Origin of the sequence: Yersinia massiliensis CCUG 53443 (assembly GCF_000312485.1) — a bacterium.
Taxonomy (GTDB): domain Bacteria; phylum Pseudomonadota; class Gammaproteobacteria; order Enterobacterales; family Enterobacteriaceae; genus Yersinia; species Yersinia massiliensis.
This window is the reverse complement of sequence record NZ_HE997644.1, coordinates 153210-168508: the sequence shown is the minus strand read 5'-3', so window position 1 is coordinate 168508 and position 15299 is coordinate 153210. Positions and strand designations below refer to the sequence as shown.

Here is a 15299-nt window from a genome sequence, read left to right as displayed (position 1 = left end):
CGCCATCCTTGGTGCGGACGCTTTACTCTTCTACCTGTTATCACCGTTGTCAGCAGTCTAGGGCGCAGATAGCGCCCTTTTTCTCACGATATGGCGACTAACTGTTAATTCGCTCTCGGGCTAATTCGGCGAGAAACTGGCTTCGATTCTTATAACCACGATTTGTCGCAATAAACTTATCAATGGCTGTCAGCAGGTTTTGTGACATGGTCAGATTGAATTTAACCGCCTTGCTTTCATATTTGGCCGGATCAATTTCAACAAATCCCAATATCCCACCATCATTTTTTAAGCGAGGGTCACCAATGTAGTGTTGTGGATCTCTCGCGGGGGCCGGTAAAGGAAATCCTTCATCCATGAGTGCTTCAATGTGAACAGCAAAAGCGTCTTCCGCATTTTTACTGATATCGGTAAATGTATTGCCTGCAAAGAAGCAACCATCAATATCAGGAAAGTAGCCGTCGAATCCTTCATCGGTACTGAAGATAAAAATAGGGTAGATCATGGTTTACTCTCTCAGCATTTTTGCTTTGGTTAAATCAGTTAAGTCCGGCCGTTCGCATCGCTTGTCTTTGTACACCTATGGAGACATCCTTGCGTGGATGGGGTAGCGTGATAATTTTATAAACCCCTGGTTTGCATAGGGTAATATGGCTACCACCGTTCGTTTTCTTACCGCCCCTGATGTGCCAGCCTGTATTTTCTAATCGTTTTATTAATTCGCCACTCTCCATGTGATCTCCTGGTGAGTTACTGGTGGTTATTATACCTACCAGCAAGGTTGAGTCAATTAGTTGTAGGTATCATACCCACCGAGAGTTATACGCGAAAAAGATGAGAAAGGGCGGCCAATATGACCACCCTAGCGTTGATTTCATTGAGTTTCTGCTTGTTTTGCGCAGTATTTCGCAGGTTGAGATTACTTCTTAGCGGCAGCTAACGCTTCTATCAGCGGTTGCAATATCTTGACGGTATCGTGGGTACGTTTGGTGATTCGCCCTGGCAAGAACTTATCCAGATAATTTAAGTTATCGAGTTGGCTCTGGTGGCGGGTCGTGCCCTGTGGGAAGTGGGTGCTGATGGCGCGTTGCTGGCAACCGTCTTTCTTGCCCAAACTGGCGTTACTGGCCTCGACAGATAACAGCGGCAAGCCGGCTGCCTCAAAGAGGTTTTTATCAGCCCGACACGGCGATACGGCCTGATATTGCAGGGGAGCCGCAGAGATGCCATAACGCCGCGCCAGCTTCAATGCTTGCGTTTGCGCTGCAATGGCTGACGGTTGTTGATTGGCGCTAAAATAAAGGCGATCTCCGGTGATCAGGCTATCCAAATTAATGATCAGTAAGGTGTTCGCCTTCTCTGTTTGACTCATGCGCTCCAAATAGCTCTCGGTGCCTTGCGCCCCAATCTCTTCTGCACTGAGGGCGACAAAGCGCAAATCATAGCGCAACGGAACCGCTTTTAGGCGCTCTGCCAGTTCTAGCATAACACCCACCCCAGCAGCATTATCATCAACGCCTTGCAGCGTCAGGCCGCCAAGGTTGTTATCTAAATCCATATCGCTTTGCGGCGTGTAGGTATCAAAGTGCGCCATGATAACAATCTGTTTCTGCTCATCCGCTTTAGCCGCAGCATTGGACTGAGTCATGGTCGCATTACGGGCGGCAATCACCGAGGTTGCACTCAGTGTCCGCCAGCTTTGTTTGCCATTTTTACTGGTATAAAGATAGCGCGTATTAAAGCCGCGTAGGTTGCTTTGATAACCCATCTGTTGGAAACGATGATTGATGTACTCGGCAGCCAACAGCTCTGCTGGACTGCCCGCCATTCGGCCGGGGAAGTAAGTGCTAATATGGCGAGTTTGCTGTTCCGCAATTTTACCGACGGCTTGGTCGTTGGCGGCCTGTAAGGGCAGAGCGGTAGTGAAACACAGTGTGAATAATGCCCACTTTAGGCGACGGCGGGAAAACATACCGAAATATCCTTGTCATAGTTTGGGCCATGTCTGTTGGCATGGTTAACGCAGTGCTAAGCGGCACTTAGTATGAAACTGTCCGCACAAATTAACAATTTGTATGATTCTTAAATTGCAGAAAGATGAACCCAAAAAGCGTTTCAATGATAACGAGCAAACATAGCTGCAAGCTATACCATTACGGCTATATATCATTATGGAACTTGTAATTACTTTTAGTCATTTCATAAGGCCATGCCCCCCCCCTATAGTCACCCTACGCTTTATCATGTAATTGAAGGCCGTTGTGGATTATCTACCTCTATTTGCCGACTTAAAACAGCGCCCCGTATTGGTCGTTGGCGGCGGTGAAGTTGCTGCGCGAAAAATTGACTTGTTGCACCGCGCTGGCGCTCAGGTGCGGGTAGTGGCGCAGACGCTTTCATCTGAACTTGAACAACAGCATCAGGATGGCCGTATTCACTGGTTGGCGAAGGTTTTCTTGCCGGAGCAGCTAGATGAGGTGTTTCTGGTGATTGCAGCCACTAACGATACCGCACTCAATGCGGCTGTTTTTACCGCCGCAGATCAACGTCGTATTTTGGCCAACGTGGTGGATGATCAACCTCGCTGCTCATTTATCTTCCCGTCGATCGTCGATCGTTCACCCTTAGTGGTGGCGATCTCCTCTGCCGGTCAAGCGCCGGTGCTGGCGAGGATCCTGCGTGAAAAACTGGAAGCGTTGTTACCCGCCAGTCTGGGGGAAATGGCTGCGGTCGCGGGGCGCTGGCGTGGCCGTGTTAAGCAACACATTCAAACCATGGGTGCACGTCGTCGTTTTTGGGAAAACGCCTTCAGTGGCCGTTTTGCCAGTTTGATCAGTCGTGGTCAGTTAGCACAAGCAGAAGACGAATTGCAGCAATCGCTGGACGGGCAGGGGAGCACACTGGGTGAGATTGCCTTGGTGGGAGCTGGCCCCGGAGACTCTGGTTTGCTGACGCTACGTGGCTTACAAGTGATTCAGCAGGCTGATGTGGTGCTCTATGACCATTTAGTCAGTCCAGAAGTATTGGATTTAGTCCGCCGCGATGCTGAGCGCATTTGTGTCGGTAAACGGGCAGGCGCACATTCAGTCGCGCAGGAAGAAACGAATCAATTACTGGTGACTCTCGCACAGCAAGGCAAGCGAGTGGTGCGGTTGAAAGGGGGCGATCCCTTTATCTTTGGCCGAGGTGGCGAAGAGTTACAGGTTGCCGCGCAAGCCGGTATTACGTTTCAAGTGGTACCTGGGGTGACAGCGGCTGCGGGGGCGACGGCCTACGCGGGTATCCCTCTGACTCACCGTGATCATGCACAGAGCGTGACTTTTATCACCGGTCATTGTCGCGGTGATGGCGATGACTTGGATTGGCAAGCATTGGCACGTGGTCGCCAAACGTTGGCGATTTACATGGGCACGGTGAAAGCGGCTGAAATTAGCCAGCATTTAATGACACATGGCCGAGCGAGTACGACGCCAGTGGCGGTTATTAGTCGGGGCACTCGCGCAGACCAACAAGTCCGTATCGGTACATTAGCTGAGCTTGAATCGCTCGCGCATCAGGCCCCCACACCCGCCTTGCTGGTTATCGGTGAAGTGGTGGATTTGCATCACCAAATCGCTTGGTTTGGGCAACAACGACAGACTGAACAGGCCATTAGCCCGTCAGTCGTGAATTTGGCATAAAGGATCTGTTATGGACGAAAAACGACTCACTCATTTGCGGCAATTGGAGGCGGAGAGTATCCATATCATCCGTGAAGTGGCCGCCGAATTCGGTAACCCGGTGATGCTCTATTCCATCGGCAAAGACTCCTCTGTGATGCTGCATTTGGCGCGCAAAGCCTTCTTCCCCGGTAACTTACCTTTCCCGTTATTGCATGTGGATACCGGTTGGAAATTCCGTGAAATGTACGAATTTCGTGACCGCATAGCCAAAGATTTTGGCTGTGAGTTGCTGGTACACCGCAATCCAGAAGGTGTGGCCATGGGGATTAATCCCTTTGTGCATGGCAGTGCCAAACATACCGATATCATGAAAACCGAGGGCCTTAAGCAAGCCTTGAACAAATATGGTTTTGATGCCGCTTTCGGTGGCGCACGGCGTGACGAAGAGAAATCACGTGCTAAAGAGCGTATTTACTCTTTCCGTGACCGTTTCCACCGCTGGGACCCAAAAAATCAGCGTCCTGAGCTGTGGCACAACTACAACGGTCAGATTAACAAAGGCGAAAGTATTCGCGTCTTCCCGCTGTCCAACTGGACGGAGCTGGATATCTGGCAATACATCTTCTTGGAAAAAATCGACATTGTGCCGCTGTATTTGGCGAAACCACGGCCGGTGGTGGAACGTGATGGGATGTTAATGATGGTGGATGATGATCGCATCGATTTACAGCCGGGTGAGGTGATCACTCAGAAGATGGTGCGTTTTCGCACCTTGGGCTGCTGGCCACTCACCGGTGCGGTGGAGTCTGAGGCTGAAACCTTACCCGCCATTATCGAAGAGATGCTTATCTCGACCACCAGTGAACGTCAGGGTCGAATGATCGACCGCGATCAATCCGGCTCCATGGAGCTTAAAAAGCGTCAGGGATATTTCTGAGGAGCGCCCGATGAACACCAAATTACACATTAAACCTGTTGCGGTAGATCAATCAGCGCCCGATAGCCGGTCGATGATTTTACAAAGCAGCTCCATCGCCGAGCAAATTGCCAACGAAGGCGGCGTTGAGGCTTATCTGCATGCACAACAACACAAAACTCTGTTGCGCTTTTTAACCTGCGGGAGTGTCGATGACGGTAAAAGTACCTTGATAGGGCGTTTACTGCATGATACCCGCCAAATCTACGAAGATCAGCTAACAACGCTGCATACTGACAGCAAGCGATTGGGTACGCAGGGCGAAAAACTGGATCTGGCGTTACTGGTGGATGGGTTACAAGCTGAGCGTGAGCAGGGCATCACCATTGATGTGGCTTATCGCTATTTCTCGACAGAGAAGCGCAAATTTATCATCGCCGATACCCCAGGACATGAGCAGTACACCCGTAATATGGCCACGGGCGCATCGACTTGCGATTTGGCGATTTTGTTGATTGATGCCCGAAAAGGGGTGTTAGACCAAACTCGTCGCCATAGCTTTATTGCGACCTTGCTGGGGATCCGCCATTTAGTGGTGGCAGTGAACAAAATGGATTTGGTGGATTATCAGGAAAGTGTCTTCGAGCAATTTAAAGAAGACTACCTGAGTTTTGCCGAACAGTTACCGGCCGATCTGGATATTAAGTTTGTGCCACTGTCTGCGCTGGATGGCGATAATGTGGCCTCTCCTAGCGAGCGAATGAATTGGTATTCTGGCCCAACACTGCTTGAAGTGCTGGAAAGCGTTGATGTGGTGAATGCTCGTCGCCAACAACCGTTACGCTTCCCAGTCCAGTACGTCAACCGCCCTAATTTAGATTTCCGTGGTTATGCTGGCACCCTATCTGCTGGCGTGGTGCGTGTTGGGCAAAAAATCAAAGTCCTGCCTTCTGGTGTGGAATCGACGATTGCCCGTATCGTGACCTTTGATGGTGATTTGACTGAAGCTGTCCCCGGAGAAGCGATTACGTTGGTACTGACCGATGAAGTGGATATCAGCCGTGGTGACTTGCTGGTGGATGCCAGCGATACACTAAAAGCAGCGCAAAATGCGTTGGTGGATATTGTGTGGATGGCTGAGCAGCCGCTGGTGGTTGGTCAAAGCTATGACATCAAAGTCGCGGGTAAAAAGACCCGTGCGCGGGTGGAAAAAATCCAATATCAGGTTGAGGTCAACTCACTGACCCAGCGGGTGGTGGAAAGTTTGCCGCTTAATGGTATCGGATTGGTTGAATTGGCGTTCGATGAGCCACTGGTGCTAGATAGCTACCAGAGTAACCACGAGACTGGTGGCATGATCTTTATTGACCGGTTGAGTAATGTGACGGTGGGTGCGGGTCTGATTCGCGAAACACTGGAATCGGTCTACCAAGAAAGCACCGAGTTTAGTGCCTTTGAGCTGGAACTGAATGCACTGGTTCGTCGCCACTTCCCGCACTGGGGTGCGCGTGATTTATTGGGGGGGAAATAGCGTGTCAGTCGAACATGCCACGCCAGCCGATGAGAATATCGTCTGGCACCCTCATGCTGTCACTCGGCAGGATCGAGAACAGCAGCATGGACATCAGGGCGTCGTGCTCTGGTTTACCGGCTTATCTGGCTCCGGTAAATCGACCGTGGCCGGTGCGCTGGAACAGGCCCTGTTCGCTCGCGGTGTTAGCACTTACTTGCTGGATGGCGACAATGTTCGTCATGGCTTGTGCCGCGACTTGGGGTTTTCTGATGATGATCGCCGCGAAAATATCCGTCGGGTTGGCGAGGTCGCCAAATTAATGGTGGATGCCGGTCTGGTGGTGCTCACGGCGTTTATCTCTCCGCATCGTGCGGAGCGCCAAATGGTGCGCGATATGCTGGCACCAGGTCAGTTTATCGAGGTGTTTGTCGACACGCCTTTAGCCATTTGTGAGGCCCGGGACCCTAAGGGTTTGTACAAAAAAGCCCGCGCTGGCGAGCTCAAAAACTTCACAGGCATCGATGCCGTTTACGAATCGCCGGAAGACGCAGACATTCATTTGCAGGGTGAACAATTAGTAACAAATTTGATTGAACAATTGTTAGACGTACTACGCGATAGCGCTATTATCAAATCCTAAACCTATAACCTACGTCAATACAGCCGCAGGGCCATCAATTAACGTTAGTGTCGTACACTCGCCCGACTCTCTTACTGATGTAAGCATATCGGGCTGAGTCTGCGAGCTGGCGTTGATGAAAACTGCCGAGTTGTCATGCCAAAGACGTTGGTATTTAGGGACTTATTGTCACGGGCAAAACGTCTTTAGAACGTGCCGGTAAACTGTACCTACAGGATTTGTATGCTGAATGTCACCCAAATTATGATCGACGAACAACGAGAGCGAGATGAACCTTCATACTCCTTCCTCGGTGGCGTTACTGGTTTTGTGTTCTATTGGTTGGCATTTGCGATCCCTTTCTTTATCTATGGCCCCAATACCCTCTTTTTCCTGTTGTACACTTGGCCGTTCTTTCTGGCACTCATGCCGCTTTCGGTGTTGATTGGGATCATGCTCAGTGTGCTATCGCGCGGTAATTTACTGATAACCATCGGTGGAGCGGGGATTGCGGTGCTGTGTTTGTTCTGGATGTTATTCTCATTTCTCACCGGTTGGTGAGCAGCAATCTGCGGGCCATTGGGTTACCCCAGTAACAGCCCGCCAGTCGACTTTTTACCTGTTATCTTTGAGCTGAGAGCACCTTACTCAGGAATGCTTGTGTGCGCTGATTGCTTGGCGCAGTAAAGATCTCCTCTGGTTTACCCTCTTCTTGAATCACGCCTTGGTCAATAAACAGCACGCGGTCAGCGACATCACGGGCAAAGCCCATTTCGTGGGTGACGACGACCATGGTCATGCCTTCTAGTGCCAATGCTTTCATCACAGATAACACTTCCTCCACCAACTCAGGATCGAGTGCTGACGTTGGCTCGTCAAACAACATGATAGTAGGTTCCATCGCCAGTGCTCTGGCAATCGCGACACGCTGCTGTTGCCCGCCAGAGAGGCTACTCGGATAAGCATCAATCTTATCCAGCAAACCCACTTTGCGCAGTAACAACTCAGCGCGTTCGATAGCCTGTGAACGCGGCAGTTTTTTGACATCCATCGGGGCCATAATCAGATTTTCCAGCACGGTCATATGCGGAAACAGATTAAAGCGTTGGAATACCATACCGACACTTTCGCGCATACGATTGAGATCCGTCTTTGGATTGTGGATCTCAAAGCCGTTCACTGTAATTTCGCCACCGGACAAGGTTTCCAACGCATTTATGCAGCGTAAAAAAGTACTTTTCCCAGAACCGGATGGGCCAATGATGCAGACCACTTCTTTTGGCTGAATGTCACATGAAATGCCACGCAACACATGGGTTTCACCAAATTGTTTTTGCAGGTTATGTACGTGAATCACTTTTACCGAACCTCTTTTCCATATGTCGCACTAACAGCGAAAGTAAAAACGTAATGACCCAATAAACCACTGAAATAACCAAATAGGGTTCCCAATACGTGGCATAGGCACCGGAGACGGTTCGTGCGGCATAGGCTAAGTCAGCCAGCCCAATGGCTGATGCCAACGATGAGTCTTTCACAATCGCAATGGCGTTGTTCCCCAAGGGGGGCAACATACGGCGGAAAGCCTGCGGCAGAATCACCTTACGCATGGTTTTACCGTAGCTCATCCCCAGCGAGCGAGAGGCTTCCATCTGACCACGATCGATTGATTGAATACCCGCACGGAATATCTCAGAGACATAAGCCCCGGCATTGAGAGTGATCGCCACGATACAAGATAAAAAAGCACCATAATCAGAGCGCAGCATGCGGGCAAAATCAGAAGACATAATGCCATTGGTGACGAGAATGCCATCCCGCGGATTGATAAACAGCGGCACCAGCGCAAAGTGCACCACCATTATTTGCACAAACAGCGGTGTTCCTCGAATCGCACTGATATAGACACGTACTGGCCATTGAACACAGTAATGCAGTATGGGCTTCCAAATACCATGAGGTGCCTGCGCCAACCGCCCCAGTCCCAGCGTTAGCCCCCAAGTTGTCCCCAAAATCACACAGATAATGGTGCACTTAATCGTCATCCAAGCGCCATCCATAAACAGCGGGGCGTATTCTTGAATGATTTCCCAACGAAATCCTGACATATGAAATCCAAATACCCGAGGATCTTGACGCGAACACCAAGATCCTGAGGGCTAAAAGTGTATTAAAGAATTATTTGGTCGGCAGTGTTGGCACTTGTGCATCAAACCATTTTTCGTAGATTTTAGCGTAAGTCCCGTCAGCCACGATTTTTTGCAGGCCACTGTTGATTTTGCTGCGTAATTCTTCGTTACCTTTTGCAACCGCGATACCGAAATATTGGCGTTCAAACTTATCATCAGAAACCAGCTCAAACGCTTTTTCTGGATGTGTTTTCAGATAGAATTTGGCAACACCCACATCACCCACTGCGGCAGCGATACCATCTTCATATAACTCTTGCAGCATCAGCGGCGTATTATCGAAACGCTTAATAGCGGTGCTATTTTTACCGAGCACATCAGAGACCACGATATCGCCAGTGCTGGAGTTCACGACGCCAACGTTTAAGTTTTTCAGTGCCGCAATAGAATCCACTTTAGAGCCTTTAGGCACCACGATGGTTTGTTCTGCTGGGAAGTAAGGGTCAGAGAAATCCACCATTTGCTTACGTTTATCGGTGATGGTGATGCCAGAAATAATAATGTCGCGATCACCTGAACCTAAAGTGGCAAAAATCCCTTCCCAAGGTGTATTCACCAGTTTGATCTGAAAACCTTCCGCTTGGGCAACAGCTTTGATGATATCGATATCAAAACCTTCTAATTGCTTTTGGCTGTTTTCATACTCGAATGGGCGGTAGGTACCACCGGAGCCGACCACATAAGTGGGTTCAGCGGCAATAGCAGTACCTGCTGACAACACGGCGGCCAGACAAGTCCCGACCAACATTAAACGTTTAAACATGCGAATCTCCCGGTTAAAAGATAAAGATGAGTGAGAATACGATTTTTTTATTTATGCAGTTTGAGTGCATAAAAATATACGCTTATAAATGTAAACTCAACCGCGATAGGGACTATTTATTTATGGCGACATTAAATATGCAAAATTATTTTATTGGCTGGCATAAGGTAATGGAAAAATTCCATTTTCCAGTGTTTACTTCTGAATGATTGGGGCGTTTTTTTCATCGGTAGCAGCGGGGAAAGAGTGCTGAAAATTAGCATTTAATGACAATTTGTTGGTTGGCGTGCTATTTTTGCCGCAAATCGTCCTTAATCTGAGCGTTGTGGCCTATTTCCGTCACACAGTGGAGTCCGACGAAAAGTTGTGGGATGATTAGGCAGTTTTCGGGGGGCGGGAATGGGAAAACTTACATTACTTTTGCTGATAATACTTGGCTGGCTCCAGTATTCACTGTGGTTGGGTAAGAATGGTGTTCATGATTTTGTTCGGGTTAAGGATGACGTGGCTCTGCAAGAGACCAACAACGGTAAACTTAAAGCCCGAAACGACCAGCTATTTGCTGAAATCGATGATTTAAACGGTGGTCAAGAAGCGATCGAAGAACGCGCACGTAACGAACTGGGTATGATTAAACCCGGCGAAAGTTTCTATCGTCTGGTTCCTGACCAATCCAGACGCAATGCGAGTCCTCCTTCGACGCAAAATAACGCACAATAATAAATAATGAGTAATTTTGCAGTTTCCCTTCCTGAAGTGATTGCTGTCTTACCGGCGGCGGGTATTGGCAGCCGTATGCAGGCTGATTGCCCTAAGCAGTATTTAACGGCGGGCGGTAAGACGATCATTGAACATGCTATTTCTTCTTTGCTGGATCACCCGCAGATCCAGCAAATTATTGTCGTCATACACCCGCAGGATACGCAATTTTCTACGTTACCCATTGCGCAGGATAGCCGTATTCGCGTCGTTCACGGTGGTGAACAACGGGCCGATTCGGTGATGGCTGGTTTACAAGCTGCGGGGCAGGCGGGGTGGGTGCTGGTCCATGATGCGGCACGGCCTTGTTTACACCGAGACGATCTCGACCAGTTATTATCGATCATGCGTCATAGCAAGGTGGGCGGCATTCTGGCGGCTCCGGTGCGTGACACCATGAAGCGCAGTGAAGCAGGCGTACAAGCCATTGCTCATACTGTCGATCGTCAAGCACTGTGGCATGCCCTGACACCTCAACTTTTCCCGTTAGAATTATTAAAATTATGCTTATTCCGCGCGCTACAAGAAGGGGCGGTTGTCACTGATGAAGCTTCAGCGCTAGAGCATTGCGGTTATCACCCGCTATTAGTTTCTGGCCGTTCGGACAATATTAAAGTGACGCGACCAGAGGATCTGGCGCTAGCAGAGTTTTATTTAACGCGATCACATCATCTGGAGAAAAACTAATGCGGATCGGTCACGGTTTTGATGTTCATAAATTTGGCGAGGACGGTAGTGGTCCATTAATCATTGGTGGTGTACGTATCCCTTATGAAAAAGGCTTACTGGCGCACTCTGATGGTGATGTGGCATTGCATGCTGCCACCGATGCCCTGCTGGGCGCTGCCGCATTAGGTGATATCGGCAAGTTATTCCCCGACACCGATCCCGCCTTTAAAGGCGCTGATAGCCGCGGACTACTGCGCGAAGCTTACCGCCGTATTTTGGCGAAGGGATATAAACTTGGGAATTTGGATATTACGATTATTGCCCAAGCCCCTAAAATGCTCCCTCATATCCCGCAAATGCGCGTTCATTTAGCGGAAGACCTACAATGTCATATGGATGATATTAACGTCAAAGCCACCACCACGGAAAAGCTGGGTTTTACTGGCCGTGGCGAAGGCATTGCCTGTGAGGCTGTCGCCTTATTGGTTAAGGCATAAAGATTAGGTAACGCATAAAAATGGATATGGAAAATCTCACTTGGCTGCACGGTAAACCTCGCGCGAGCGGTATCTTAAAAGCTAATCCAGAAGATTTTGTGGTGGTTGAGGATCTGGGCTTTGAACCAGATGGCGAAGGCGAGCATCTTTTAGTTCGTATCCGCAAGAACGGCTGCAATACCCAATTTGTCGCTGATTATTTGGCTCGTTTCGCCAAGATTCACCCTCGTCTGGTGAGCTATGCGGGCTTGAAAGATCGCCACGCCGTGACCGAACAGTGGTTCTGCTTACATCTGCCAGGTAAAGAAGGCCCCGACCTTTCCACTTTCGAACTGGAAGGTTGTGAAGTGCTTGAGTCCGTGCGCCAAAAAAGAAAGCTGCGTATTGGTTCACTGAAGGGTAACGCTTTTACCTTGATATTACGTCACATTACGGATAATCAAGATGTAGAGCAGCGCTTGCAGAAGATAGCTGCTCAAGGCGTACCTAACTATTTTGGCAGTCAGCGCTTTGGTCGTGGCGGCAACAATCTAGTACAGGCGCGTTTGTGGGCGAATAACGATATTCGAGTTAAAGAACGCAGTAAGCGCAGCTTTTACCTGTCGGCCAGTCGCAGTGCCATGTTCAACTTGGTCAGCAGCGAACGTTTGGCGCAGCAACAGGCCACAACGGTACTTGAAGGCGATGCTATGCAACTTTCTGGCCGTGGTAGTTGGTTTGTTGCGGGGGCCGATGAGTTGATTTCACTACAGCAGCGTGTCGATGCTGGTGAACTGAATATCACCGCCCCATTACCGGGAGACGGTGAATTGGGTACCCAAGGCGAAGCATTGGCTTTCGAATTAGCCTGCTTGGCAGAACAGAGCGAATTACTGGCACTGGTGAAACGCGAACGTGTCGAGGGCGCGCGCCGTGCAATATTACTAAAACCACAGAATATGACGTGGAATTGGTGGGATGAGGTCACGCTGGAATTGAGCTTTTGGTTACCCGCAGGCAGTTTTGCGACCAGTGTGGTGCGAGAAATCATGAACTTGGATAATCTTGATGCTACGGATATTGCTGAGTAACGATGACGGGATTTCCGCACCGGGTATCCAAACGCTCGCCACGGCTTTGCGTGAGTTTGCTCAGGTGCAAATTGTTGCTCCCGATCGTAATCGCAGTGGTTCATCTAATGCGTTGACGCTTGATAGCGCATTGCGCATCACCACTTTATCGAGCGGTGATATCGCCGTTCAGCAAGGAACACCGACTGATTGTGTCTATCTGGGCGTGAATACATTAATGCGCCCTCGGCCCGATATTGTGATTTCTGGTATCAATGCTGGCCCAAATCTGGGGGATGACGTCATTTATTCGGGGACGGTTGCAGCGGCAATGGAAGGGCGACATTTGGGGCTGCCAGCTTTGGCCATCTCACTTAATGGCCATCAGCATTATGAGACTGCAGCGTCGATCACTTGCCGCATATTGCGCGCGTTACAACATAAACCATTGCGTACCGGCAAAATACTGAATATTAATGTACCTGATTTACCCTTATCTGAGATAAAAGGTATTCGTGTCACTCGCTGTGGTAGCCGCCATCCAGCAGAGCAGGTATTTTGTCAGCAAGATCCGCGCGGGCAAGATCTTTATTGGATAGGGCCGCCAGGTGAAAAATTTGATGTGGCACCGGATACGGATTTCGCGGCGATTGAACAAGGTTATGTTTCTATCACGCCACTTCAGGTTGATTTAACGGCCTATGCGGCACAAGACGTGGTTGAAAACTGGTTAGCCAGTATTTCTGGTTAACCGACAAGAGGTTGACGGTGAATGGTAAATAAACGCATGCAAACATTGTTGATGCAGTTACGTCAGCAAGGCATTCAGGACGAGCGCTTATTACAAGCGATCGAAGCGGTGCCGCGCGAGCGTTTTGTTGATGAAGCCTTCGCGCATAAGGCGTATGAGAACACGGCTCTACCCATTGGTTCTGGGCAAACGATTTCTCAGCCTTATATGGTGGCGCGGATGACAGAATTGCTGCAATTAACCCCTAAGTCGCGGGTTTTGGAAATTGGCACGGGTTCAGGTTATCAGACCGCAATTTTGGCGCATTTAGTTGAGCATGTCTGTTCAGTCGAACGAATCAAAGGGTTACAGTGGCAGGCAAAACGTCGCCTGAAACAGTTGGATCTGCATAATGTCTCCACCCGCCATGGTGATGGCTGGTTAGGTTGGGCATCACGCGGGCCATTTGATGCGATCATTGTGACAGCGGCGCCGCCAGAAATTCCGCAGGCATTACTTGAGCAGTTGGATGATGGGGGAATATTGGTCCTTCCCGTCGGTGAGCAGGCTCAAACATTGAAATATGTCCAGCGCCGTCATAATGAATTCCAGATTGAGACGGTAGAAGCAGTACGTTTTGTCCCCTTGGTGAAGGGAGAGTTGGCCTGACTTGAATGTTTTTATTTCAACCCTAACTCGTTCATCTCATCCAAGAAGTCTATTTATGCAAAAATCGATTGATATAAAAAAATCGGTTTACGTGAAAGAACGGCCAAAAATCAGTAACATAAATTTTATGGTATGGCAGGCGTGGTATTGATAGCATGCGCGCTTCTGTATTTGATACATCGCTAATTATTGCTGTCATGGGGGAAGCATGAGCATGGGAAGCCCAATGATTACATTACGCCGGGTCGCGGCATGTACGGTTATGAGTTTATGGTTAGTCGGGTGTAGCAATGAGAACACCACTTCTGCACCGATCAGTAGTGTCGGTGGTGATCGTTCAGGGACAATGCTAAGTGGCTCCAGCACGGATGCGAATACGTCGGGTGAACGTATCGTTTATAACCGTAGCTACGGCACTATCCCCAAAGGAAGTTACAGCGGTGATACCTATACCGTGAAGCGTGGTGACACGCTATTTTATATCGCATGGATAACGGGGAATGATTTCCGAGATCTGGCGGCAAAAAATAATATTGCTGAACCCTATAGCCTAAATGTGGGGCAATCCATTCAATTGGGGAATGGCTCAGGCGGTGGAATGCTCGCCGCGACTGATGCCACATCAGGCGGAATAGCAAAACCACCGGCAAATATTCAGGACACAACTAATATTCAGAACACAACTACAACGGTTGATTCTCAATCAACTAGCGGGTATTCTGGAAATTCGGGTAAACAGAATGTTGGTAAAATGTTGCCATCATCAGGGGCGGTTGTCGCAACAACAGCACCTGTTACTGCACCTAGCAGTGCCATCAGTGATCCAACCAGTAATGGTGGTCCAGTCAGTAGCTGGAAATGGCCAACTGAAGGTAAAACGATCGATAGTTTCTCCGCTTCAGAGGGGGGAAACAAAGGGATTGATATCGCCGGTTCTCGTGGGCAACCAATTTTCGCTACAGCAAATGGGCGAGTTGTGTATGCGGGGAACGCACTGCGGGGTTACGGTAATCTAATTATCATCAAACACAACGATGATTACCTGAGCGCCTACGCTCACAACGATACAATGCTGGTCCGGGAACAAGAAGAAGTGAAGGCGGGTCAAAAAATAGCAACCATGGGTAGCACCGGAACCAGTTCAGTAAGATTGCACTTTGAAATTCGTTACAAGGGGAAATCCGTAAACCCGCTGCGTTACCTTCCGCAGCGATAGATTGGGCAGAATACGCTGTATTCTGCTCGCCGGATTCACGGGTAGGAG

The 15299-nt window shown here is 49.3% G+C and carries 18 protein-coding genes; 12 read left to right on the top strand and 6 right to left on the bottom strand.

Features of this window, described 5'->3' with window-relative positions:
* Positions 1-97: 97 nt before the first annotated feature.
* From BN68_RS09870 to BN68_RS09860, 3 genes are all read right to left on the bottom strand, one after another.
* Positions 98-505 carry a type II toxin-antitoxin system HicB family antitoxin gene (locus BN68_RS09870; protein WP_019211010.1) on the bottom strand — a complete coding sequence of 136 codons (408 nt, stop codon included), beginning with the start codon at positions 503-505 and terminating at the stop codon, positions 98-100.
* A gap of 34 nt (positions 506-539) precedes the next feature.
* Positions 540-734 carry a type II toxin-antitoxin system HicA family toxin gene (locus BN68_RS09865; protein WP_019211009.1) on the bottom strand — a complete coding sequence of 65 codons (195 nt, stop codon included), beginning with the start codon at positions 732-734 and terminating at the stop codon, positions 540-542.
* A gap of 185 nt (positions 735-919) precedes the next feature.
* Positions 920-1972, bottom strand: a complete 1053-nt coding sequence (locus tag BN68_RS09860) for an aminopeptidase (protein ID WP_019211008.1) — start codon at positions 1970-1972, stop codon at positions 920-922.
* Between the two features lie 289 nt (positions 1973-2261).
* Between BN68_RS09860 and cysG the strand changes: the two genes are divergently transcribed.
* The 5 genes from cysG to BN68_RS09835 all read left to right on the top strand — a co-directional run bounded on the left by cysG (position 2262) and on the right by BN68_RS09835 (position 7271).
* A complete protein-coding gene (gene cysG, locus BN68_RS09855) occupies positions 2262-3680 on the top strand; it encodes a siroheme synthase CysG (protein WP_019211007.1) in 1419 nt (472 codons plus the stop codon).
* A gap of 10 nt (positions 3681-3690) precedes the next feature.
* Positions 3691-4599, top strand: coding sequence for a sulfate adenylyltransferase subunit CysD (cysD, locus tag BN68_RS09850; RefSeq protein WP_019211006.1), 909 nt, complete (start codon positions 3691-3693; stop codon positions 4597-4599).
* A 73-nt stretch (positions 4600-4672) separates the two neighbouring features.
* On the top strand, positions 4673-6109 hold the full coding sequence (cysN, locus tag BN68_RS09845) for a sulfate adenylyltransferase subunit CysN (RefSeq protein WP_081578809.1): 1437 nt from the start codon (positions 4673-4675) through the stop codon (positions 6107-6109).
* A complete protein-coding gene (cysC, locus tag BN68_RS09840; RefSeq protein WP_186375657.1) occupies positions 6048-6731 on the top strand; it encodes an adenylyl-sulfate kinase in 684 nt (227 codons plus the stop codon). The genes cysN and cysC overlap by 62 nt, the downstream gene beginning before the upstream one ends.
* 222 nt (positions 6732-6953) lie before the next feature.
* Positions 6954-7271: a DUF3561 family protein gene (locus BN68_RS09835; RefSeq protein WP_019211003.1), complete on the top strand. Its 318-nt coding sequence runs from the start codon at positions 6954-6956 to the stop codon at positions 7269-7271.
* A gap of 61 nt (positions 7272-7332) precedes the next feature.
* Here the strand turns inward: BN68_RS09835 and BN68_RS09830 are convergent, their stop codons facing one another.
* From BN68_RS09830 to BN68_RS09820, 3 genes are all read right to left on the bottom strand, one after another.
* Entirely contained in the window at positions 7333-8067 is a 735-nt protein-coding gene (locus BN68_RS09830) for an amino acid ABC transporter ATP-binding protein (RefSeq protein ID WP_019211002.1), read from the bottom strand.
* The gene (locus tag BN68_RS09825) at positions 8051-8818 is read right to left on the bottom strand and encodes an amino acid ABC transporter permease (protein WP_019211001.1); all 768 of its coding nucleotides are present in this window, start codon (positions 8816-8818) and stop codon (positions 8051-8053) included. The genes BN68_RS09830 and BN68_RS09825 overlap by 17 nt, the downstream gene beginning before the upstream one ends.
* A 70-nt stretch (positions 8819-8888) precedes the next feature.
* Entirely contained in the window at positions 8889-9662 is a 774-nt protein-coding gene (locus tag BN68_RS09820) for a basic amino acid ABC transporter substrate-binding protein (protein ID WP_019211000.1), read from the bottom strand.
* A gap of 399 nt (positions 9663-10061) precedes the next feature.
* Between BN68_RS09820 and ftsB the strand changes: the two genes are divergently transcribed.
* From ftsB to nlpD, 7 genes are all read left to right on the top strand, one after another.
* Complete coding sequence (ftsB, locus tag BN68_RS09810; protein WP_019210998.1) at positions 10062-10382, top strand: cell division protein FtsB; 321 nt, start codon at positions 10062-10064, stop codon at positions 10380-10382.
* 6 nt (positions 10383-10388) lie between these two features.
* Positions 10389-11108, top strand: a complete 720-nt coding sequence (gene ispD / locus BN68_RS09805; RefSeq protein WP_019210997.1) for a 2-C-methyl-D-erythritol 4-phosphate cytidylyltransferase — start codon at positions 10389-10391, stop codon at positions 11106-11108.
* Positions 11108-11587, top strand: a complete 480-nt coding sequence (gene ispF, locus BN68_RS09800; protein ID WP_019210996.1) for a 2-C-methyl-D-erythritol 2,4-cyclodiphosphate synthase — start codon at positions 11108-11110, stop codon at positions 11585-11587. Before ispD ends, ispF begins: the two co-directional genes overlap by 1 nt.
* A gap of 20 nt (positions 11588-11607) precedes the next feature.
* Entirely contained in the window at positions 11608-12657 is a 1050-nt protein-coding gene (gene truD / locus BN68_RS09795) for a tRNA pseudouridine(13) synthase TruD (protein WP_019210995.1), read from the top strand.
* Positions 12635-13387, top strand: a complete 753-nt coding sequence (surE, locus tag BN68_RS09790; protein WP_019210994.1) for a 5'/3'-nucleotidase SurE — start codon at positions 12635-12637, stop codon at positions 13385-13387. The genes truD and surE overlap by 23 nt, the downstream gene beginning before the upstream one ends.
* Before the next feature lie 21 nt (positions 13388-13408).
* On the top strand, positions 13409-14035 hold the full coding sequence (locus BN68_RS09785) for a protein-L-isoaspartate(D-aspartate) O-methyltransferase (protein ID WP_019210993.1): 627 nt from the start codon (positions 13409-13411) through the stop codon (positions 14033-14035).
* A 226-nt stretch (positions 14036-14261) separates the two neighbouring features.
* On the top strand, positions 14262-15251 hold the full coding sequence (gene nlpD, locus BN68_RS09780; protein ID WP_019210992.1) for a murein hydrolase activator NlpD: 990 nt from the start codon (positions 14262-14264) through the stop codon (positions 15249-15251).
* Positions 15252-15299: the final 48 nt, after the last annotated feature.

Bases quoted from the DNA above. Each gene is read 5' to 3' on its own strand.
- BN68_RS09785 (WP_019210993.1), top strand. From the start codon at position 13,409: ATGGTAAATAAACGCATGCAAACATTGTTGATGCAGTTACGTCAGCAA.
- truD (WP_019210995.1), top strand. From the start codon at position 11,608: ATGGATATGGAAAATCTCACTTGGCTGCACGGTAAACCTCGCGCGAGC.
- cysN (WP_081578809.1), top strand. From the start codon at position 4,673: ATGATTTTACAAAGCAGCTCCATCGCCGAGCAAATTGCCAACGAAGGC.
- cysC (WP_186375657.1), top strand. From the start codon at position 6,048: ATGCACTGGTTCGTCGCCACTTCCCGCACTGGGGTGCGCGTGATTTAT.
- surE (WP_019210994.1), top strand. From the start codon at position 12,635: ATGCTACGGATATTGCTGAGTAACGATGACGGGATTTCCGCACCGGGT.
- ispD (WP_019210997.1), top strand. From the start codon at position 10,389: ATGAGTAATTTTGCAGTTTCCCTTCCTGAAGTGATTGCTGTCTTACCG.
- ftsB (WP_019210998.1), top strand. From the start codon at position 10,062: ATGGGAAAACTTACATTACTTTTGCTGATAATACTTGGCTGGCTCCAG.
- cysD (WP_019211006.1), top strand. From the start codon at position 3,691: ATGGACGAAAAACGACTCACTCATTTGCGGCAATTGGAGGCGGAGAGT.
- nlpD (WP_019210992.1), top strand. From the start codon at position 14,262: ATGATTACATTACGCCGGGTCGCGGCATGTACGGTTATGAGTTTATGG.
- BN68_RS09860 (WP_019211008.1), bottom strand. From the start codon at position 1,972: ATGTTTTCCCGCCGTCGCCTAAAGTGGGCATTATTCACACTGTGTTTC.
- BN68_RS09820 (WP_019211000.1), bottom strand. From the start codon at position 9,662: ATGTTTAAACGTTTAATGTTGGTCGGGACTTGTCTGGCCGCCGTGTTG.
- BN68_RS09825 (WP_019211001.1), bottom strand. From the start codon at position 8,818: ATGTCAGGATTTCGTTGGGAAATCATTCAAGAATACGCCCCGCTGTTT.
- BN68_RS09865 (WP_019211009.1), bottom strand. From the start codon at position 734: ATGGAGAGTGGCGAATTAATAAAACGATTAGAAAATACAGGCTGGCAC.
- BN68_RS09870 (WP_019211010.1), bottom strand. From the start codon at position 505: ATGATCTACCCTATTTTTATCTTCAGTACCGATGAAGGATTCGACGGC.
- BN68_RS09835 (WP_019211003.1), top strand. From the start codon at position 6,954: ATGCTGAATGTCACCCAAATTATGATCGACGAACAACGAGAGCGAGAT.
- ispF (WP_019210996.1), top strand. From the start codon at position 11,108: ATGCGGATCGGTCACGGTTTTGATGTTCATAAATTTGGCGAGGACGGT.